This is a genomic window from Acrocarpospora sp. B8E8, assembly GCF_039871605.1.
GTDB lineage: Bacteria > Actinomycetota > Actinomycetes > Streptosporangiales > Streptosporangiaceae > Acrocarpospora > Acrocarpospora macrocephala.
This window is the reverse complement of record NZ_JBDPLV010000001.1, coordinates 312,588-332,815: the sequence shown is the minus strand read 5'-3', so window position 1 is coordinate 332,815 and position 20,228 is coordinate 312,588. Positions and strand designations below refer to the sequence as shown.

General features: G+C 68.3%; 20 protein-coding genes. All 20 read right to left on the bottom strand.

Annotated features, from left to right (window positions below; translation table 11 throughout):
- Positions 1–5: 5 nt before the first annotated feature.
- The 20 genes from ABGB08_RS01540 to ABGB08_RS01445 all read right to left on the bottom strand — a co-directional run bounded on the left by ABGB08_RS01540 (position 6) and on the right by ABGB08_RS01445 (position 20,181).
- Complete coding sequence (locus ABGB08_RS01540; protein WP_347585316.1) at positions 6–1,001, bottom strand: polyprenyl synthetase family protein; 996 nt, start codon at positions 999–1,001, stop codon at positions 6–8.
- Between the two features lie 12 nt (positions 1,002–1,013).
- A complete protein-coding gene (gene nuoN, locus ABGB08_RS01535; RefSeq protein ID WP_347585313.1) occupies positions 1,014–2,555 on the bottom strand; it encodes an NADH-quinone oxidoreductase subunit NuoN in 1,542 nt (513 codons plus the stop codon).
- A complete protein-coding gene (locus ABGB08_RS01530; protein ID WP_347585310.1) occupies positions 2,552–4,051 on the bottom strand; it encodes an NADH-quinone oxidoreductase subunit M in 1,500 nt (499 codons plus the stop codon). Before ABGB08_RS01530 ends, nuoN begins: the two co-directional genes overlap by 4 nt.
- The gene (gene nuoL / locus ABGB08_RS01525) at positions 4,051–5,895 is read right to left on the bottom strand and encodes an NADH-quinone oxidoreductase subunit L (protein WP_347585820.1); all 1,845 of its coding nucleotides are present in this window, start codon (positions 5,893–5,895) and stop codon (positions 4,051–4,053) included. Before nuoL ends, ABGB08_RS01530 begins: the two co-directional genes overlap by 1 nt.
- A 66-nt stretch (positions 5,896–5,961) precedes the next feature.
- Positions 5,962–6,258, bottom strand: coding sequence for an NADH-quinone oxidoreductase subunit NuoK (gene nuoK / locus ABGB08_RS01520; RefSeq protein WP_155350660.1), 297 nt, complete (start codon positions 6,256–6,258; stop codon positions 5,962–5,964).
- Complete coding sequence (locus ABGB08_RS01515; RefSeq protein ID WP_347585306.1) at positions 6,255–7,001, bottom strand: NADH-quinone oxidoreductase subunit J; 747 nt, start codon at positions 6,999–7,001, stop codon at positions 6,255–6,257. Before ABGB08_RS01515 ends, nuoK begins: the two co-directional genes overlap by 4 nt.
- The gene (gene nuoI / locus ABGB08_RS01510) at positions 6,994–7,512 is read right to left on the bottom strand and encodes an NADH-quinone oxidoreductase subunit NuoI (protein ID WP_155353798.1); all 519 of its coding nucleotides are present in this window, start codon (positions 7,510–7,512) and stop codon (positions 6,994–6,996) included. The genes ABGB08_RS01515 and nuoI overlap by 8 nt, the downstream gene beginning before the upstream one ends.
- Positions 7,505–8,851, bottom strand: coding sequence for an NADH-quinone oxidoreductase subunit NuoH (nuoH, locus tag ABGB08_RS01505; protein WP_347585301.1), 1,347 nt, complete (start codon positions 8,849–8,851; stop codon positions 7,505–7,507). Before nuoH ends, nuoI begins: the two co-directional genes overlap by 8 nt.
- Positions 8,848–11,214: an NADH-quinone oxidoreductase subunit G gene (locus tag ABGB08_RS01500; RefSeq protein WP_347585818.1), complete on the bottom strand. Its 2,367-nt coding sequence runs from the start codon at positions 11,212–11,214 to the stop codon at positions 8,848–8,850. Before ABGB08_RS01500 ends, nuoH begins: the two co-directional genes overlap by 4 nt.
- Positions 11,215–11,252: 38 nt before the next feature.
- Positions 11,253–12,539, bottom strand: a complete 1,287-nt coding sequence (nuoF, locus tag ABGB08_RS01495) for an NADH-quinone oxidoreductase subunit NuoF (protein ID WP_347585298.1) — start codon at positions 12,537–12,539, stop codon at positions 11,253–11,255.
- The gene (gene nuoE / locus ABGB08_RS01490) at positions 12,536–13,189 is read right to left on the bottom strand and encodes an NADH-quinone oxidoreductase subunit NuoE (protein WP_155353802.1); all 654 of its coding nucleotides are present in this window, start codon (positions 13,187–13,189) and stop codon (positions 12,536–12,538) included. The genes nuoF and nuoE overlap by 4 nt, the downstream gene beginning before the upstream one ends.
- Positions 13,186–14,511 carry an NADH-quinone oxidoreductase subunit D gene (locus ABGB08_RS01485; protein ID WP_155353803.1) on the bottom strand — a complete coding sequence of 442 codons (1,326 nt, stop codon included), beginning with the start codon at positions 14,509–14,511 and terminating at the stop codon, positions 13,186–13,188. Before ABGB08_RS01485 ends, nuoE begins: the two co-directional genes overlap by 4 nt.
- On the bottom strand, positions 14,508–15,161 hold the full coding sequence (locus ABGB08_RS01480) for an NADH-quinone oxidoreductase subunit C (protein ID WP_347585292.1): 654 nt from the start codon (positions 15,159–15,161) through the stop codon (positions 14,508–14,510). The genes ABGB08_RS01485 and ABGB08_RS01480 overlap by 4 nt, the downstream gene beginning before the upstream one ends.
- 1 nt (position 15,162) lies before the next feature.
- Complete coding sequence (locus ABGB08_RS01475) at positions 15,163–15,708, bottom strand: NADH-quinone oxidoreductase subunit B family protein (protein ID WP_347585289.1); 546 nt, start codon at positions 15,706–15,708, stop codon at positions 15,163–15,165.
- A gap of 6 nt (positions 15,709–15,714) precedes the next feature.
- Positions 15,715–16,074, bottom strand: coding sequence for an NADH-quinone oxidoreductase subunit A (locus tag ABGB08_RS01470; RefSeq protein ID WP_155350670.1), 360 nt, complete (start codon positions 16,072–16,074; stop codon positions 15,715–15,717).
- A gap of 52 nt (positions 16,075–16,126) precedes the next feature.
- The gene (locus tag ABGB08_RS01465) at positions 16,127–17,395 is read right to left on the bottom strand and encodes a geranylgeranyl reductase family protein (RefSeq protein WP_347585283.1); all 1,269 of its coding nucleotides are present in this window, start codon (positions 17,393–17,395) and stop codon (positions 16,127–16,129) included.
- A gap of 219 nt (positions 17,396–17,614) precedes the next feature.
- On the bottom strand, positions 17,615–17,836 hold the full coding sequence (locus tag ABGB08_RS01460; RefSeq protein WP_347585280.1) for a DUF397 domain-containing protein: 222 nt from the start codon (positions 17,834–17,836) through the stop codon (positions 17,615–17,617).
- A gap of 101 nt (positions 17,837–17,937) precedes the next feature.
- Entirely contained in the window at positions 17,938–18,177 is a 240-nt protein-coding gene (locus ABGB08_RS01455) for a DUF397 domain-containing protein (RefSeq protein WP_155353807.1), read from the bottom strand.
- Between the two features lie 109 nt (positions 18,178–18,286).
- Positions 18,287–19,150, bottom strand: coding sequence for a helix-turn-helix transcriptional regulator (locus tag ABGB08_RS01450; protein WP_347585275.1), 864 nt, complete (start codon positions 19,148–19,150; stop codon positions 18,287–18,289).
- A 314-nt stretch (positions 19,151–19,464) separates the two neighbouring features.
- A complete protein-coding gene (locus ABGB08_RS01445) occupies positions 19,465–20,181 on the bottom strand; it encodes a demethylmenaquinone methyltransferase (protein WP_347585272.1) in 717 nt (238 codons plus the stop codon).
- Positions 20,182–20,228: the final 47 nt, after the last annotated feature.

The window sequence follows — 20,228 nt, the reverse complement described above, 5'->3', positions numbered from 1 at the left end:
GCCCGTCAGCCGGAGCGTTCGACCACGTAGTCGCACAGGTTCATCAGGGCGGTTCTAGCCGGGATGTCGGGCAAGCCCTCCAGCTCCGACTTGCCGCGATCCGCCCAGCGCAGCAGTTCCGCCCGTGCCTGCTTGAGAGCTTCGCTGTCGCGCAGCAGTAACAGCGCCTCATCCACGTCGGACTCGGCCACGGGAGCGGAGATCAGCGCCCGCAGCCGGGCTTCCGCGGGCGAGGTCGAGCCCAGGGCGTACAACACAGGCAGGGTGCGAATCCCCTCCCGCAAATCGGTCCCCGGCGTCTTGCCGGAGCCAAGCGTGTCGGAGGCCACGTCGATCAGGTCGTCGCCGAGCTGCCAGGCCACCCCGATGGCCTCGCAGGCGGCGGTCACCCGGGTGATGACATCCTCGGAGGCGCCCGACAGCAGCGCCCCGAAACGGCCCGACGTGGCGATCAGGGAGCCGGTCTTGTCGGCGAGAACGCTCAGGTAATGGGCGATGGGATCGGCGCCGGAAGCCGGGCCGATGGTCTCCCTGATCTGGCCGCGAACCAGCCGGGAGAAGGTCCTGGCCTGGATGCGCACGGCCTCAGGACCCAGATCGGCGAGGAGGTCGGCCGCCTGCGCGAACAAATAGTCCCCGGTGAGGATGGCGACGGTGTTGTTCCACCGTGCGTTGGCCGAAGCCGAACCCCGGCGCACGGCGGCCTCATCCATCACGTCATCGTGATAAAGCGTCGCCAGATGGGTGAGCTCCATCACCACCGCCCCAGGCACGACCCCCTCGGACGCGGGTTCGCCGAACTGGGCGGCGAGCAGCACCAGCATGGCCCGGAACCGCTTGCCCCCGGCCTCGATGAGATGCTTGGACGCCTCCGTGACGAAGGCGTCCTCGCTCTCCACACAAGTCCGCAGTAAGCGCTCCACCGCGGCCAGACCGGTGGCCAGATCCTCGGCCAGCCGCTCGTCCACAACAGGCAGATCAACAACGGGCGGCGCGGCCATGGATAAAGCTCCTTAATGAACGAACAACGAGCCCGCGGCCGACTGAGCGAGGTCAAGGACAGGCTGCGGGAAGACCCCCAGCACTACGGTAGCCAACGCGGCGAAGCCGACGACGCTCGCGGTGCCCCAGGAGGGCAGGACCACCGAGGGGCCGTCGGGGGCGGGGTCGCTGAAGAACATCAGGACGATGACCCGGACGTAGAAGAACGCGGCGATGGCCGAGGAGACCACGCCGACCACCACGAGCGGCAGCGCGCCGCCGGAGACAGCCGCCTGGAACACCGCGTACTTGCCGAAGAAGCCGCTGGTGAGCGGGATCCCGGCGAAGGCCAGCAGGAAGAAGGCGAACAGCCCGGCCAGCTTGGGCGAACGCTTGCCCAGCCCCGCCCAGCGGGACAGATGCCAGGCCTCACCGCCCGCGTCGCGGACCATGGTCACGATGGCGAACGCGCCGATCGTGGTGATGCCGTAGACGGCCAGGTAGAACAGGATCGCGCTGAGCGCGAGCGCGTTCTGCTTGGGGTCGGCCGTGATGGCGACCACACCCACCAACAGGAAGCCGGCGTGCGCGATCGAGGAGTAGGCCAGCATGCGCTTGATGTCGGTCTGCGTGATGGCCAGGATCGCGCCGGCGACCATCGTCAGGATGGCCACCCCCCACATGATCCCGCTCCAGTCCCAGTCCAGGTTGCCCAGGGCGATCCAGAACACCCGCAGCAGCGCGCCGAAGGCGGCGACCAGGGTGCCGGAGGCCATCAGGGCGGTGACCGGGGTGGGAGCGCCCTGGTAGACGTCGGGCTTCCAGGACTGGAAGGGGGCTGCGCCGATCTTGAAGAGCAGGCCGACGCCGAGCAGGGCGGCGCCGGTGTAGAGCAGGGCGTCCTGGCCGCCGACCGTGCCGAGCGCGGTGCCGATCTTCGCCAGGTCGACCGAGCCGGCGAAGCCGTACAGCAGGGCGGTGCCGTACAGGAAGAAGGCCGAGGAGAAGGCGCCGAGCAGGAAGTATTTCATCGCCGACTCCTGGGACAGGAGGCGGCGACGGCGGGCCAGGCCGCAGAGCAGGTAGAGCGGGAGGGACATGACCTCCAGGGCGACGAACATGATGAGCAGGTCGTTCGAGGCCGGGAACAGGAGCATGCCGCCGATGGCGAACAGGGCCAGCGGGTAGACCTCGGTGTGCACGTTGCCCTCGATGAGGGCGCGCTCCTCCTCGGCGGAGCCGGGCACGGCCGCGGCGGCGGGGACGAAGTGGTCCTCGTCGTTGAGGAGCAGCAGGCTGACGAAGGCCAGCACCAGGATGGTGCCCCAGATGAACAGGGTGGGGCCGTCCACGGCGACCGCGCCCATGGCCGACGGCTCGGTCGGCACGCCCTTGACCGTCTGCACGATGACGAGCGCGAACGCGCCCGCCAGGGAGAGCAGGGTGATCGGGATGTGCATCGCCCGGCGCAGGTAGCGCGGGGCGAACGCCTCCACGAGCACGCCCAGGATGGCCGCGCCGAAGACGGTCAGCAGCGGCGCGAGCTGGAGGTACTCGATAGTGGGAGCGTTCACTGGCCCTCCTTGGCGACGGCCGAGGCCGGGGCGGTCACCGAGACGTTGTGGATCGTCTCCTTGACCGACGGGTTGATGACGTCGAGCAGCGGCTTGGGGAAGAAGCCGAGCACGATGATGAGGGCGACCAGCGGGCCGACCACCCAGCGTTCCCTGATGTTCAGATCCGCCATGCCCTGGACGGACTCCGCGGTCGGGCCGTTCATGGTCCGCTGGTACATCCACAGGATGTAGATCGCGGCCAGCACCACGCCGGTGGCGCCGATGATGGCCGGCACGGCGTAGACCTCGTAGGTGCCCAGCAGCACCATGAACTCGCTGACGAACGGGCTGAGCCCGGGCAGCGAGAGGCCGGAGAGCCCGGCCACCAGGAAGGTGCCCGCCAGGATGGGCGCGACCTTCTGCACGCCGCCGTAGTCGGAGATGAACGCCGAACCGCGCCGGTAGATCAGGAACCCGGCGATGAGGAACAGCGCGCCGGTGGCGAAGCCGTGGTTGACCATGTAGAGGGCAGACCCGGCGGCGCCGTTCTGGGTCATCGCGAAGACGCCCATCGCGATGAAGCCGAAGTGCGAGATCGAGGTGTACGCGATGAGCCGCTTGATATCGGTCTGCCCGATGGCCACGATGGCCCCGTACACGATGCCGATCACGGCCAGCGCGATCACGACCGGAGTCGCCCACTTCGAGGCCTCGGGGAAGAGCTCGAGGCAGAAGCGCAGCATGCCGTAGGTGCCGACCTTGTCCAGCACGCCGACCAGCAGGACCGCCGCGCCCGCCGGGGCCTGCGCGGCCGCGTCGGGGAGCCAGGTGTGGAACGGCCACAGCGGCGCCTTGATCGCGAAGGCGATGAAGAAGCCGAGGAACAGCCACTTCTGCGTGGTCGGGTCCGTGATCGCGCCGATCAGCTCGGGGAACAGGAAGGTGCCCTTGCCGGCGATCACGTAGAGCGCGATCACCGCCACCAGCATCAGCAGGCCGCCGAACAGCGAGTAGAGCAGGAACTTGACCGCCGCGTACGACCGCTGCGCCCCGCCATACGACCCGATCATGAAGTACATCGGGATCAGCATGGCTTCGAAGAACACGTAGAAGAGGAAGACGTCGGTCGCCGCGAAGACGCCGATCATCATCGCTTCCAGCACCAGCAGCAGTGCGAAGTACGTCCGGACCGACCGCTTGCCCGCCTCGGCGTCATGCCAGGAGGCCAGCACCACGATCGGCACCAGGATGGCCGACAGCAGGATCAGCACCAGCGCGACCCCGTCCACGGCGACCGCGTAGTGCACGCCGAAGGCGGGGATCCAGTCGTAGGTCTCGGCGAACTGGAAGCGGTCGCCGTTCGGGCTGAACTGCACGGTCATGACGATGGTGAGCACCATCACGACCAGCGACACCGCGAGGGTGGCCTGCTTGGCGAGCTTGTCGTTCTTGACGAACGCCACGCCCAGCGCACCCAGCGCGGACACGCCCATCAATATGGAGAGCCAGGGCATCACAAGGTCCCTACGACGAACCAGGCACCGGCCAGGATGGCGGCGCCGACGAAAATGGACAGCGCGTACGAGCGGACGTAACCGGTCTGGATCCGCCGCAACCGCCCTGACGAGCCGCCGATGGTCGCCGCCAGGCCGTTCACCAGGCCGTCCACGCCGCGGTTGTCGAACCAGACGGCGAGCCGGGTCAGCCACTGGCCGGGACGCATGAACAGCGCCTCGTTGAGGGCGTCGCCGTACAGGTCGCGGCGGGCGAAGGTGGTGAGGAACGAGCCGCGCGGGGCGAGGGCGGGGACCTCCTGGCGGCCGTACTTGAGCCAGGCGTAGCCGGCGCCGGCCGCGACCAACGCGAGGGTGGCCAGGCCGACCGGGGCGAACGCGTGGAACGCGGGCAGCTCGTCAGGCCGGCCCACCGCCGGACCCAGGAAGATCATGAAACGGTTGCCCATGATCAGGAAGGCGCCCAGCCCGGCCGAGCCGATGGCGAGCAGGATCAGCGGCCAGGTCATCACGGCCGGGGACTCGTGCGGCTCGACGCCCTCGTCCCAGCGTCGCTCCCCGAAGAAGGTCATGAAGACCACCCGGGACATGTAGAAGCCGGTGATGCCGGCGCCGACGACGGCCAGCCAGCCGAGGATCGCGTTGTGCTCCATCGCGGTCTCGATGATGCCGTCCTTGGTGAAGTAGCCGGACAGCAGCGGGAACCCGATGATCGCCAGATAGCCGATCACGAAGGTGTAGAAGGTGATCGGCATGAAGGTGCGGAGGCCGCCGTACTTGCGCATGTCGACCTGGTCGTTCATGCCGTGCATGACCGAGCCGGCGCCGAGGAACAGGTTGGCCTTGAAGAAGCCGTGCGTGATCAGGTGCGCGATGGCGAAGGCGTAGCCGACCGGGCCCAGACCCGCGGCGAGCATCATGTAGCCGATCTGCGACATCGTGGACCCGGCGAGGGCCTTCTTGATGTCGTCCTTGGCGGTACCGATGATCGCACCGGCGAGCAGCGTGGCCACGCCGACGATGGTCACGACCAGGGAGGCCGTGCCGTCGCCCGGGAAGAAGGCCGCGCCGGAGCGGACCACCAGGTAGACGCCCGCGGTGACCATGGTGGCGGCGTGGATGAGGGCGGAGACCGGAGTCGGGCCCTCCATCGCGTCCAGCAACCAGGACTGCAGGGGCAGCTGAGCCGACTTGCCGCACGCGCCGAGCAGGAGCAGCAGCCCGATCGCGGTGAGCGTGCCCTCCGAGGCCCCACCGGCCTTGGCGAAGACCTCGCCGAAGGCGACGGAACCGAACGAGGTGAAGATGATGAAGATCGCGATGAGCAGGCCGAAGTCGCCGACCCGGTTCACCACGAAGGCCTTCTTGGCCGCCGTCGCCGCAGTCGGCTTGAACTGCCAGAACCCGATCAGCAGGTACGACGCCAGGCCGACGCCCTCCCACCCGACGAACAGCGCGACGTAGTTGTCGGCCAGCACGAGCAGCAGCATGGCCGCCACGAACAGGTTCAGGTAACCGAAGAACCTGCGCCGGTCCAGGTCGTGCGACATGTAGCCGATCGAGTAAATGTGGATCAGCGCGCCGACCCCGGTGATCAGCAACGCGAACGAGATCGACAGCGGGTCGATCAGCAGCCCCATGTCGGCCACGCCGGGGATGAACTCATACAGGGACACGCCGCGGCGGCGCTCCCCGGGCGCGAACCCCAGGATCTGGACGAACGCCAGCACCGCCACCACGAACGACGCCAGCACCATCAGCACGCCGAAGTAGTGGCCGAACTTGTTGGTACGGCGACCGCCCAGCAGCAGGACCGCGGCCCCGAGCAGCGGCAGCGCGATCATGAGCCAGCCGACCCCGATCACACCGCCCGGGTTCGAGAGGATCTCAGCGGGTTCCACGGTCACCTCTTAGTGCTTCAGCAGGCTGGCGTCGTCGACGGACGCGGACCTGCGGGTTCGGAAGATCGTCACGATGATGGCCAGCCCCACGACGACCTCGGCGGCCGCCACGATCATCACGAAAAAGGCGATGACCTGGCCCTCGATGTTCCCGTGCTGGCGGGCGAAGGTGACGAACGCCAGGTTGCAGGCGTTGAGCATGAGTTCCACGCACATGAAGACCACGATGGCGTTGCGCCGGGTGAGCACGCCGATGCCGCCGATCGCGAACAGCAGCGCGGACAGGACCAGGTAATGGGTGGTCACTTGGAGTTCTCCCCTTCCGTGATCTCCGCGACGGGGGCCTCGGGCTCCTCCGTGTGCCGCGTGAGGTGCCGGTTGACCGACAGTTTGGAGATCGTGCCGTCGGGGAGCAGCGCGGGCATGTCGATGGCGTTGTGCCGGGCGTACGTGCCGGGGCCCGGCAGCGGGGCCGGGTTGGCGCCGGTCTCGCCGAACGCCGCGAACCGGGCGCGGGACAGGTCCTTCTGGGTGGCCTTCGGCTCGGCGCGCTCCCGGTGCGCGAGCACCATCGCCCCCAGCGCCGCCGTGATCAGCAGCGCCGAGGTGACCTCGAACGCGAAGACGTACCGCGTGAAGATGGACTCGGCGATGGAGGGCACGTTGCCGACCTGGTTGACCGCGGTCAGGCCCTTCGGCGCGGCGAAGACCACGTTGCCGAAGCCCAGCGCGAGCAGCGCGGCGAAGCCGAGGCCGGCGATGAAGGCCCAGAAGCGCTGGCCGCGCAGGGTCTCCACCAGCGAGTCCGAGGAGTCCACGCCGACCAGCATGAGCACGAACAGGAACAGCATCATGACCGCGCCGGTGTAGACGATGATCTGCACCGCCGCCAGGAACGGCGCGTCCTGCACCGCGTAGAGCACCGCCAGCGAGAGCATCACCACGCCGAGCATCAGCGCGGAGTAGACCGCCTTGCGGCTGAAGACGAGCCCGAGCGCGGCGGCGACGGAGACCACCGCCAGCACCCAGAACGTGACCGTCTCACCCATTGTCGCGTCCCAACCGGTAGTAGTCCTCTTCGGTCTCCCCGAGGCGCATCGGATGCGGCGGCTGCTCCATGCCGGCCATCAGCGGAGCGAGCAGCATCTCCTTGGTGTAGATGAGCGACTCGCGGGTGGTGTCGGCCAGCTCGTACTCGTTGGTCATCGTGAGCGCCCGGGTCGGGCACGCCTCGATGCACAGGCCGCACAGGATGCACCGCAGGTAGTTGATCTGGTAGGTCCGGCCATACCGCTCGCCCGGCGAGTAGCGTTCCTCGTCGGTGTTGTCGCCGCCCTCCACGAAGATGGCGTCGGCCGGGCAGGCCCAGGCGCACAGCTCGCAGCCGATGCACTTCTCCAGGCCGTCCGGCCAGCGGTTGAGCTGGTGCCGCCCGTGGAAGCGGGGCGCCGTGGGGCGCTTCTCCTCCGGGTAGTTGACCGTGATCGGCTTCTTGAAGGCGTGATGGAAGGTGACGCCGAACCCTTTGACCGGATTCAGGAAGTCGAAGAACTTAGACACTGGGGACCTCCTTGCGATTAGCCCCGTGGTAATGCGGCAGATCCAGGGCCGGCACCGGGAAGCCGCCGGCTTCCGGCCGGTCGCGGAGGCGCTCGAACTCCTCTTCCACCTGCGCGGCCCGCTCCTCGCGCCGCCGCTGCAGCACGGTGTCGAACCGGAAGTAGACGATCATCGCGCCCACCACCACGACCGCCATCACCGTGATCACCAGCGGGCTGTTGTCCACCCGCAGCGCGCGGAAGCTGGCGACCGCGAGGATCCAGGCCAGGTTCAGCGGGATCAGGACCTTCCAGCCGAAGTGCATCAGCTGGTCGTAGCGGACCCGGGGCAGCGAGGCGCGGACCCAGATGAAGAAGCAGAAGATCAGCACCATCTTGATGAAGAACCAGAGCATCGGCCACCAGCCGACGTTGGCGCCGTCCCACAGCGAGATCGGCCAGGGGGCCCGCCAGCCGCCGAGGAACAGCGTGGTCGCGACGCCGGAGACGACGAACACGTTCACGTATTCGGCCAGCATGAACATGGCGAACTTCAGCGAGGAGGAGTACTCGGTGTGGAAGCCGCCGACCAGCTCGCCCTCGCCTTCCGGCAGGTCGAACGGGACCCGGTTGGTCTCGCCGAGCATGGTCAGCGCGTAGATCAGGAAGGACGGGAGCAGCAGGATCGCATACCAGGACGGCAGCGGGATGCTGACGCCGCCGAGGTCGAACGTGCTGCCGTCGGCCTGCTTGGCGACGATCTCCGAGGTGGAGAGCGTGCCCGCGTAGAGGAAGACGGCCACGAAGGACAGGCCCATCGCGATCTCGTACGACACCACCTGCGCGCTGGACCGCAACCCGCCCAGGATCGCGTACGGCGAGCGCGACGCCCACCCGGCGAGCACGATCCCGTACACCCCGATCGAGGCCATGGCCAGGATGAGCAGCACCGCCACCGGCAGGTCGGTCAGCTGCAGCGGCGTCTTCTCCCCGAACATGGACACGACCGGACCGAACGGGATGACGGAGAACGCCAGGAAGGCCGGCACCGCGATGATCACCGGGGCCAGGAAGTAGAGCAGCTTGTCGACCTTGCGCGGCATGATGTCTTCCTTCAGCCCCATCTTCAGGCCGTCGGCGACGGACTGCAGCAGGCCGAACTTGCCCGCCCGGTTGGGGCCGTAGCGGTGCTGCATGCGCGCGATGAGCTTGCGCTCGGTCCACACGCCGAACAGCACGCCGAGCATGAGGAAGACGAAGATGAACACGGCCTTGATGATGCTGATCCACAGGGGATCGTGGCCGAAGTCCGCCAGCGTGGGCCCGGGGCTGGTCGGCGCCGGGCTTACTAGGAAGGTCATGGCCGCTCCTGTTGGCCGATGATGGTGACGACGTTAAGGGTGACGAGGTCCCCGGCCGCGGCCCGCAGGTCGCGGGTGGCCGAGACACCGCCCGAGTTCGCGGGCACCCAGACCACCCGGTCCGGCAGGTCGGCGACGCGCACCGGCAGCGTCACGCCGTTGACCGTGACCTTGTCCTGGGCGCCGATCTCGGCGGCGGTGGCCTCCGACAGCAGCGCGACCGCCTCGCGGGCGGTGCCCGCCAGGTACGGCTCGCCGTCCTGGAGTTTCCCGTCGTCGAGCAGCAGCCGCCAGGTGGCCAGCACCGCCTGCCCGGCCTGCGGCACCGCGCCGGACCCGCCGGTCACGATCGGCGCGGCCTGGCGGGAGCCCTTCCAGGCGCCGAGCCCGCCCAGCTCGCGGCGGACCGCGGCGACGTCGGGCAGGGCCAGGTGCACGTCCATGTGGTCGGCCAGCGCGACGATGGCCCGCAGGTCGCTCATCCCGCCGGGCTGGGGGACGGCGGCCTCGAAGGAGCGCCCGCGCCCCTCCCAGTCCACGAACGTCCCGTCCTTCTCGGCGACCGCGGCCACCGGGAGCACCACGTCGGCGCGGTCGGTGACCGCGCTGGCCCGGATCTCCAGGCTGACGATGAACGGGGTGTTCTCCAGGGCCCGCAGCGCGAGGTCGGGGTCGGGCAGGTCGTCGGGGTCGACGCCCGCGACGACCAGCGCGTCCAGCTGCTCGTCGAGGGCGGCCTGCAGGATGCCGGAGGTGTCGCGTCCAGGGGTTTCCGGGAGCGACGTGACGTTCCAGGCCCTGGCCACCTCGGCGCGGGCGTTGGCGTCGCCGACCGGGCGCCCTATCGGCAGCAGGTTGGGCAGCGCGCCCGCTTCGAGCGCGCCGCGCTCGCCCGCGCGCCGGGGCACCCAGGCGATCCTGGCGCTGGTCGAGCGGGCCAGCCGGAGCAGCGCCGACAGCGCGCCCCGGGTTCCGGCGAGCCGCTCGCCGGCCAGGATGATCGCGCCTTCGGGGATCGTGCCGCCGCTGTTGGTCAGCTCGCCGATCACCTCGGCCTCTTCGCCGGGGACGGTCCTGATCAGGGTGCCGCCCATCTTGACCAGGCCGGGCGTGGCGAAGGGGGCCAGCGCGTACACGCGCAGCCCCTTCTTCTCGTGTGCCTTCCTGAGCCGCAGGAAGACGATCGGCGACTCCTCCTCCGGCTCGAACCCGGCCAGCAGCACGGCGGGCGCGCTCTCCAGGTCGGCGTAGGAGATCTCGATGCCCTTCCCGGCCACCGCGTGGGCCAGGAACTCGGCTTCCTCGGCGGAGTGCGGCCTGGCCCGGAAGTCGATGTCGTTGGTGCCGAGGGCGACCCGGGCGAACTTGCTGTAGGCGTACGCGTCCTCGACCGTGACCCGGCCGCCGACCAGCACGCCCGCGCGGCGACCGGCCAGACCGGCGGCGGCCACCGACAGGGCCTCCGGCCAGGAGGCCGGGACGAGCACGCCGTCGGCGTTGCGGACCAGCGGGGTGCGCAGCCGGTCCGGCTCGGTGGCGTAGGTGAACGCCCACCGGCCCTTGTCGCAGTTCCACTCCTCGTTGACCTGCTGGTCCTCCCCGGCCAGGCGGCGGGTGACCTTGCCGCGGCGGTGGTCGGTGCGCAGCGAGCAGCCGGACGCGCAGTGCTCGCACGCGCTCGGCGTGGAGACCAGGTCGAACGGCCGCGACTGGAACCGGTAGGCCGCGCCGGTGAGCGCTCCCACGGGGCAGATCTGAATGGTGTTGCCCGAGAAGTAGGACTGGAACGGCTCGCCCTCGGCGACCGCGACCTGCTCCTTGGCGCCGCGCTCGAAGAACTCGATGAACGGGTCACCGGCGATCTGGTCGGAGAAGCGCAGGCAGCGGGCGCACTGCACGCAGCGTTCCCGGTCCAGCAGCACCTCGGTGGAGAGCGGGATCGGCTTGGGGAAGGTGCGCTTCTGCTCCTGGAAGCGGGATTCGCCCTGCCCGTTGGACATGGCCTGGTTCTGCAGCGGGCATTCGCCGCCCTTGTCGCAGACCGGGCAGTCCAGCGGGTGGTTGAGCAACAGCATCTCCATCACGCCGCGCTGCGCCTTCTCGGCGACCGGCGAGGTGAGCTGGCTCTGCACGACCATGCCCTCGGCCACCTCGATGGCGCAGGACGGCTGCGGCTTGGGGAAGCCCCGGCCGTTGCCCGCGTCGGTGATGTCCACCAGGCACTGGCGGCAGTTGGCCGCCGGGTCGAGCAGCGGATGGTCGCAGAACCGGGGGATCTGGATCCCCAGCAGCTCGGCCGCCCGAATGATCATTGTGCCCTTGGGAACGCTGACCTGGAAGCCGTCGATGGTGAGGGTCACCATGTCCACGGCCGCCAGCTCGGGCTGTGTTGCTTGGATGGTCACTTGGGCCCCCACACAGTGGACAGTGCGGGATCGAACGGACATCCGCCGATCTCGAAGTGCTTCAGGTATTCATCGCGGAAGTACTTGACCGACGAGTAAATCGGACTCGTCGCGCCATCACCCAACGCGCAAAATGAGCGCCCAAGGATGTTGTCCGCGATGTCGATGATGGTAGCGAGATCCTCTTCGCCGCCCTGGCCAGCCTCCAGCCGCTTGAGCACCTGCTTCAGCCAGTAGGTGCCCTCCCGGCAGGGGGTGCACTTGCCGCAGGACTCGTGCGCGTAGAACTCGGTCCAGCGCAGCGTCGCCCGGAGCACGCAGGTCGTCTCGTCAAAGATCTGCAGCGCCCGGGTGCCGAGCATGGAGCCCTTCGCGCCGACCGACTCGAAGTCGAGCGGCACGTCCAGGTGCTCCTCGGTGAAGATCGGCGTGGACGAACCGCCGGGGGTCCAGAACTTGAGCCGGTGCCCTTCGCGAATTCCGCCCGCCATGTCGAGCAGTTCCCGCAGCGTGATGCCGAGCGGGGCCTCGTACTGCCCCGGTCTGGTCACGTGGCCGCTCAGCGAGAAGATGCCGAAGCCCTTGGACTTCTCGGTGCCCATCCCCGCGAACCAGTCCGCGCCGTTGGCGATGATGGACGGCACCGAGGCGATGGACTCGACGTTGTTGATGACCGTCGGGGCCGCGTAGAGACCCGCCACCGCCGGGAACGGCGGCTTGAGCCTGGGCTGGCCGCGGAACCCTTCCAGCGAGTCCAGCAGCGCGGTCTCTTCCCCGCAGATGTACGCCCCTGCCCCGGAGTGCACCACGAGCTCCAGGTCGAACCCGGACCCCATGATCCCCGTCCCCAGGAACCCCTTCTCGTACGCCTCCCGCACCGCCGCGTGCAACCGCCGGATCACGTGCAGAACCTCACCGCGCACGTAGATGAACGCGTGGTTGGCCCGGATCGCGTACGCCGTGATGATGATGCCCTCGACCAGCGCATGCGGGTTGGCCATCATGAGCGGGATGTCCTTGCAGGTCCCCGGCTCAGATTCGTCGGCATTCACCACCAGGTAATGCGGCTTGCCGTCATTTTGTGGGATAAATCCCCACTTCATGCCGGTGGGGAAGCCCGCGCCGCCACGACCCCGCAGGCCGGAGTCCTTGACCGCCTGGATGATCGTGTCCGGGGCCATGCCCAGCGCCTTCTTGGCCGCCGAGTAGTCGCCGTACCCCTCCAGGGTGAAGGAGTTCGGCAGGTCCCAGTTCTTGGTCAGGATCGGGGTGAGCGTCGTCACTTGGGAGCCTCCCAGCCGTTGGCCTTGGCGATCCGCAGGCCCTCCAGCGACGGACCGGCGGCCGCGGGGCCGTCACCGGCGAGGCCGTCGGGGATCCCGGCGAGGATGCGCGAGGCGTCCTTGAACGAGCAGAGCTTCTTCGGGCCGCGGGTCGGCGTGATGTCCTTGCCGTCCCGCAGGTCGTCCACCAGCTGCTTGGCCGACGCCGGGGTCTGGTTGTCGAAGAACTCCCAGTTGACCATCATCACCGGCGCGAAGTCGCAGGCCGCGTTGCACTCGATCCGCTCCAGCGAGACCTTGCCGTCGGCCGTGGTCTCGTCGGCGCCGATGCCCATGTGCTCGGTGAGCTCCGACCAGATCTGGTCGCCGCCCATCACCGCGCAGAGCGTGTTGATGCACACCCCGACGTGGAACTCCCCGGCCGGCTTGCGCTTGTACATCGTGTAAAACGTCGAGACGCCGACCACCTCGGCCTTGGACAGGCCGAGCATCTCCGCGCAGAACTCGTGACCGTCGTCGGAGACGTAGCCGTCCTCGGCCTGCACCAGGTGCAGCAGCGGCAGCAGCGCCGACCGCGCCTTCGGGTAGCGGCCGATGATCTCCTTGGCGTCGGTCTCCAGACGCTCGCGGACCTCGGGCGAGTAGGTCACCGGTCCACACCTCCCATAACGGGGTCGATCGAAGCGACCGCCGAGATCACGTCGGCGATCATGCCGCCCTCGCACATGGCCGGGACGGCCTGCAGGTGGGTGAAGGACGGGTCCCGGAAGTGCACGCGGTAGGGGCGGGTGCCGCCGTCGCTGACCACGTGCGCGCCGAGCTCGCCGCGCGGCGACTCGACGGCGGAGTAGACCTGCCCGGCCGGCACCCGGAAGCCCTCGGTCACCAGCTTGAAGTGGTGGATCAGCGCTTCCATCGAACTGCTCATGATGTGCGCGATGTGGTTCGGCGAGTTCCCCAGGCCGTCGGGGCCCAGCGCCAGCTGCGCGGGCCAGCCGATCTTCTTGTCCTCGATCATCACCGGACCGGCCTTGAGCGGCCCGGCCAGGCGCTCCAGGCACTGCTCGATGATCTTGAGCGATTCTTCCATCTCGGCGACCCGGACCAGGTAGCGGCCGTACACGTCGCAGGACTGCTCGATCGGCACGTCGAAGTCGTAGGTCTCGTACCCGCAGTACGGCTGCGACTTGCGCAGGTCCCACGGCAGCCCGGCGGCCCGCAGGATCGGCCCGGTGATGCCCAGCGCCATGCAGCCGGTCAGGTCCAGGTAGGCCACGTCCTTGGTGCGGCGCAGGTAGACCGGGTTGGCGTCCAGCAGCTTGCGCATGTCCTTGAGCCGCTGCGGCATCACCTTGAGCAGCTCGCCGACCTTGTCGAGAGCTCCCGCGGGCAGGTCCACGCTGACCCCGCCGGGGCGGACGTAGGCCATGTTCATCCGCAGGCCGGTGATGTACTCCATCACGTCCAGCACCATCTCGCGCTCGCGCACGCCGAACAGGAACGGCGTGGTCGCGCCCAGCTCCATGCCGAAGGTGCCGATCGCGACCATGTGCGAGGAGATCCGGGTGAGCTCCATCATCATGACCCGGATGGCCTCGGCCCTGGCCGGGATGCGCTCGGTGATGCCGAGCAGCTTCTCCACGGCCAGGCAGTACGCGGTCTCGTTGAAGATCGGGGACAGGTAGTCCATCCGGGTGACGAACGTCACGCCCTGGGTCCAGGTCCGGAACTCGATGTTCTTCTCGATGCCGGTGTGCAGGTAGCCGATGACCGTGCGGGCCTCGGTGACCGTCTCCCCGTCCAGCGTCAGGACCAGGCGGAGCACACCGTGCGTGGACGGGTGCTGCGGGCCCATGTTGATGACCAGCCGCTCCTCGTCGGACTCCAGCACGGTGTCGACGAGCTGGTCCCAGTCCTGGCCGGCGACGTCGTAGACCTTGCCCTCGGCCGCTTCGGTTGCATGGGTTGTCACGCGTACGACCTCCTCTGGTCGGGCGCCGGGATCTCCGCGCCGCGATACTCGACCGGGATGCCGCCGAGCGGGTAGTCCTTGCGCTGGGGGTGGCCCTCCCAGTCGTCGGGCATCTCGATGCGGGTGAGCGCCGGGTGCCCGTCGAAGATGATGCCAAAGAAGTCGTAGGTCTCGCGCTCGTGCCAGTCGTGGGTCGGGTAGACCGAGACTGTGGACGGGATGTGCCGGTCGGTGTCGGGCGCGGAGACCTCGATCCTGACCCGGCGGTTGTGGGTGATCGAGGCCAGGTGGTAGACCGCGCGCAGTTCCGCGCCGCTCTCCTCCGGGTAGTGCACGCCGGAGACGCCGAGCGAGAGCTCGAACCGCAGCGCCGCGTCGTCGCGCAGCTTCTTCATGGTCTCGACCAGGCGTTCCCTGGCGATGTGCAGGGTCAGCTCGCCGCGATCGACGACCACGCGCCCGACCGTGCCCTCCGGGAGGGCGTCGACGAGTTCGTCGAAGTAGCCGCCGTACGGGCGGGGGGTGGACAGCTGCGGCGCGCGGCGGACCACCAGGCCCCCGTAGCCGGAGGTGTCGCCGGTGCCGGAGACGCCGAACATGCCGGTGCGCGCGACCGGTTCCTGGGGAACTTCAGGCAGGTTGTCGCTCATCTCACACCCCCTGGTCGATCAGCGGCAGGCTCCGCAGCGCCTGGAGTTCGAGCTCCTGCACCTGCTTCTCGCGGTGCGCGCCGAACTTGGTGTTCTGGATCTTGTCGTGCAGCTTGACGATGGCGTCGATCAGCATCTCCGGGCGCGGCGGGCAGCCGGGCAGGTAGATGTCGACGGGCACGACGTGATCCACGCCCTGCACGATGGCGTAGTTGTTGAACATTCCGCCAGTGGACGCGCAGACCCCCATCGAGATGACCCACTTGGGCTCGGCCATCTGGTCGTAGATCTGGCGCAGCACGGGGGCCATCTTCTGGGACAGCCGCCCGGCCACGATCATCAGGTCGGCCTGGCGGGGCGAGGCCGAGGCGCGTTCCATGCCGAACCTGGCCAGGTCGTGGGTCGGGCCGCCGGTGGACATCAGCTCGATGGCGCAGCAGGCCAGGCCGAACGTGGCCGGCCACACCGAGTTCTTGCGCGCCCACCCGGCCACCTGCTCGACCGTGGTCAGCGCGAAACCGCTGGGGAGTTTCTCTTCAAGACCCATGGCTATCTAGTCCCAATCCAGGCCGCGGCGGCGCCACACGTAGGCGTACGCCACGAGCACGGTGACGATGAACAGCACCATCTCCACCAGCCCGAAGACGCCGAGCTGGTCGAAGGCCACCGCCCACGGATAGAGGAAGATGATCTCGATGTCGAAGACGATGAAGAGCATCGCGGTGATCATGTATTTCAGCGGGAAACGACCGCCGCCGACCGGCTGCGGAGTGGGCTCGATGCCGCACTCGTAGGCGTCCAGCTTGGCGCGGTTCCACCGCTTGGGCCCGGTGAAGGGGGCGATGCTCACGGAGAAGACGGCGAATCCCGCCGCGAGGACCGCGAGCACCAGGATGGGCGCGTAGAGCTCCATCGCTAAGGCGTCCTCTCGGTGATAGAGATCATCAGGTTCAGTTTCACGATAGTCATGCCGGCGGAGTGACTTTGGACAGGGCGTTGATGATCCGGTCGGATGCGTCGCCGCTCCTGGGGTCGGTGAGGTTCGCGAGTAACTTCATGGCGAACCGCATCAGGCCCGGGTGCGGCAGCGTATGCCGGGTGATGAAGCCCATCACCCCCGGTTTGCCGATCGCCTCCACGAACAGGCGACCGAGGGTGAAGTATCCGCCGTACGCGTCTTTGAGTATCCCCGGGTAGGCGCGCAGGGTGCGCTCGCGCTGGGCGGGGGTGGGCCGGGCCAGCGCCGTCGCGATGGTGTCGGCCGCGATCCGGCCGGTCTCCATGGCGTACGCGATGCCCTCGCCGTTGAAGGGGTTGATCATGCCGCCGGAGTCGCCGACCAGGACCAGGCCACGGGTGTAGTGCGGCTGCCGGTTGAAGGCCATCGGCAGCGCCGCGCCGCGGATCGGCGTGGTCCGGTTCTCCTCGGTGAAACCCCAGTCCGGGGGCATGTGGCGGACCCAGCGGCGGACCAGGTCGCGGTAGTCGATGTTCTTGAAAGATTCACTGGTGTTGAGCAGGCCGAGCCCGACGTTGGCGGTGCCGTCGCCCACTCCGAAGATCCAGCCGTAGCCGGGCAGCAGGCGGTCGCCGTCCCAGAGTTCGAGCCAGATCTCCAGGTAGTCGTCGTCGTGCCGGGGGCTGGTGTAGTACGTCCTGACGGCCACGCCCATCGGGCGGTCCGCGCGCTTGTGCAGGCCCATGGCGAGGGAGAGCCGGGTGGAGTTGCCGTCGGCGGCCACCACCAGCCGGGACCGGTACACCTCGCCGTTCTGGGCGCGCACGCCGACCACGTGGCCGCTGCGCTCGTCCAGCACGGGACCGGCGACGTTGACGCCCTCCAGCAGGGTCACGCCGCCCTTGACCGCGTTGTCGGCCAGAATCTGGTCGAAGTCCTGCCGGGTCCTGACCAGGCCGAAGTCCGGGAAGCTCTGCAGCTCGGGCCAGTCCAGCTCGAAGCTGCGGCCACCGCCGACGACCCGCAGGCCCTTGTTCCTGACCCAGCCAGGGGCGCCGATGTCGACGCCCATGGCCAGCAGCTCTTTCACCGCGCGCGGGGTGAGACCGTCCCCGCACACCTTCTCGCGCGGGAACCTGGTCTTCTCCAGCAACAGGACCGACAGGCCGGACTGCGCCAGATAGTACGCAGTCGTCGACCCGGCAGGGCCGGCGCCAACGACGATAACGTCGGCGTCCGCCGCCACCCGCTGTGTCGCGGGGCCTGACTCGCTCACGGGGGACCTGTCCTGTCCTAGGAACGAAGGCCGGGACGGTTGGGGCCTTCGTTCCTTTGTGAACCTCTTCACAAACTTGTCGGCCGCAGTCTAGTCCGTCCCCGTGCCGCTTTGTCAGGGGGTAGGTTGCTACTCGCCGGTAACTGGCTTGTCCGCGCCCGTTTCTGGACTGAGGAACGCAGGTCGCGAAGCGGCCGGAGAGACGAGGGAAGACACGGGCTAAGGAGCGGACAAGCCCGCTGAGCCGGAGGCTCGGCCAATGACACTGTCGGACTTGATCGCTCCGATGAAGTCTTCCCAGACCTCGCGGGGGAAGTCGAGCACCGTGCCGGACGGGTTTTTTGAATCGCGCATGCCGACGCGGTCGCCCATGCGCACCTCCACACATTCACCGCTGACACTGCTGAAGCTGCTCTTGACCCAGTCATGCGGCGACGGCATGAACGTTCTCCAATTATGAAGGCGCCCGTGACCCGAGGGACAGGGCGTGCGGTTGGTACGACGGGGCACCCATGATCCCCTATTTCAGGGGGTTCTGTCAGTCACTCCTGGTAATCCTGTTCGGAGCGTTCCCAATTCGCCAGGTCAAATTCACCGGCGCGTACCCCGCCGAGGAATGCCACCCACTCGCCGGGCGTGAAGAGCAGGGGCGCGCAGGATGGGTGCTTGGAATCGCGGACCGCGACGGTGTCGTCGACCACCGCGACCTCCACGCATTCCCCGTTCACACCACTGAAGGTGCTCCTACGCCAATCGATCCGCTTGCCACTGGCAGCCGCCATTGCCGCATCCTTTGCCCGGAAACCTGGGTGGGTATACCCGGGTTCTTAGGCCCAGAAATACGGCAGAGGTTTACAAAGCACCCTTACAGCGCACTACTGGCACAAGCGCCTACATCTCAGCCCGCGCGGCAATGAGGGTCATCGACTCCTCCTCGCTCAGGGAGGCGTCCCGGAGATGATCGAGAAGCAGGCGGAACCGGTAGGTGGTGGCCTCGTCCTCTTGAAACGTGCCACCGGCGACGCTCTCCAGGTAGACCACGTCGTCATACAGCGGCCCGAACCCATTGACTTCTGGAAATTTCAGGATCACGAAGCTGTCGGAGTCGATCGGGTGCGGGCCGTCCAGGGCCAGGATCCGGACCGAGACGTTGGGGAGTTCGGCCAGCGCGTACAGGTGCTGGAGCTGGTCGCGCATCACGTCCTCGGAGCCGAAGCGGCGCAGCAGGGCGGACTCGTCCACGACCGCGCTGACCCGCAGCACCTGCTCGGTGACCAGGGCCTGGCGGCGCACCCGGACCTGGGTGCGGCGTTCGACCTCGCCGGGCGAGAGGCGGGTGAAGGTCTCCGTGCTGTTGAGGGCGCGCGCGTACTCGACGGTCTGGAGCAGGCCGGGGATGCCGCGGGACTGCCAGGTCAGCATCTCCTCGGCGGCGGTCTCCAGGCCGACATAGGTCACGTACGACTCGGGCAGCGTGTCCGCGTAGGCGTCCCACCAGCCCTTGCTCTCGGCGCGAGCGGCCAGTCCCAGCAGGAACTGGCTCATGGTGGAGCCGATCCGGTAGTGGGTGAGCAGCGTGCGCACGTCCCGCTCGCGCGGCAGGATCTGGCCGTTCTCCAATCGGCTGATCTTGGAGGTCGACCACTTGAGCTGGTCCGCGACCTGCACGCCGCTGAGCCCCACCGCCTCACGTAACCGGCGCAGTTCCACAGCCAGCCGACGCCGACAGACAGTCGGGCTGAGTTCCGGCGTCACCGACCATCTCCCTCCAGCAAACCCACCCATAATACGGGTAAATATCCCAGCTTAACGTGGCTTTCAAGGCCGAAACCGGTATCCTGCCGCATCCCGAATGTGTTCCCATCGGGAATTGCACCGCGTATCCCGCCAGCGCATTCTGAGGGTAGTCCCGAAAGGGGAACTGGGGGCGGGGTAGATGGAACAGGTTCGACGCCTGTTGGCGACGCTCGAATATCGGCTATGGGTGGAGCCGGATGAATTCGCGATGTACCGGGGATGGGGTGTCGACCACTCGCGAGTCTTTCGGCGACGCTACCGCGATCCGGGGTTCAGGCGGCTTTGACCGCCCGGTGCAGGGCCACGATGCCCAGGCTCAGATTCCGCCAGGCCACCCGGCGCCAGCCTGAGGTCTGGATGACCTGCGACAACTCCGCCTGGTCGTACCAGTCGCGGATGGATTCCGCGAGGTATTCGTAGGAGTCGGGGTTGGAGCTGACCGCGCGGGCGACATGCGGGAGCAGGCGCATCAGGTACTGCGTGTAGACCACGTCGAAGGCTTTGACCGGCGGGCGGGAGAACTCGCAGATCACCAGGCGGCCGCCCGGGCGGGTCACCCGGAGGAGTTCGGCCAGCGCCTGGTGGGTGTCGGACACGTTGCGCAGGCCGAAGGAGATCGTCACCGCGTCGAAGGCGCCGTCCGCGAACGGCAGTCGCAGCGCGTCACCGCCGACGAAACTGACGCCGCCGCCGGAGAGACCGGAACCGCCGTGCTTGCGGACACCGGTGCGGAGCATGCCGAGGGAGAAGTCGCAGGCGATCGCGCGCGCGCCGAGCCTGGTGAACGCGTCGGTGGAGGTGCCGGTGCCGGCCGCCAGATCCAGCACGACCTCGCCGGGCCCCGCGTCCACCGCGCGGGCGGTGGCCTTGCGCCAGAGCCTGTCCTGGCCGAGCGAGAGCACGTCGTTGACCAGGTCGTAGCGCCGCGCGGTGCGATCGAACATCGCGGCGACCTCGTGCGGCTGCTTGTCCAGGGATGCGCGCGTCATGAGGCGATGATATGGCCGCGCCTCCGGCACGGCGGGCTTGGCCGCCT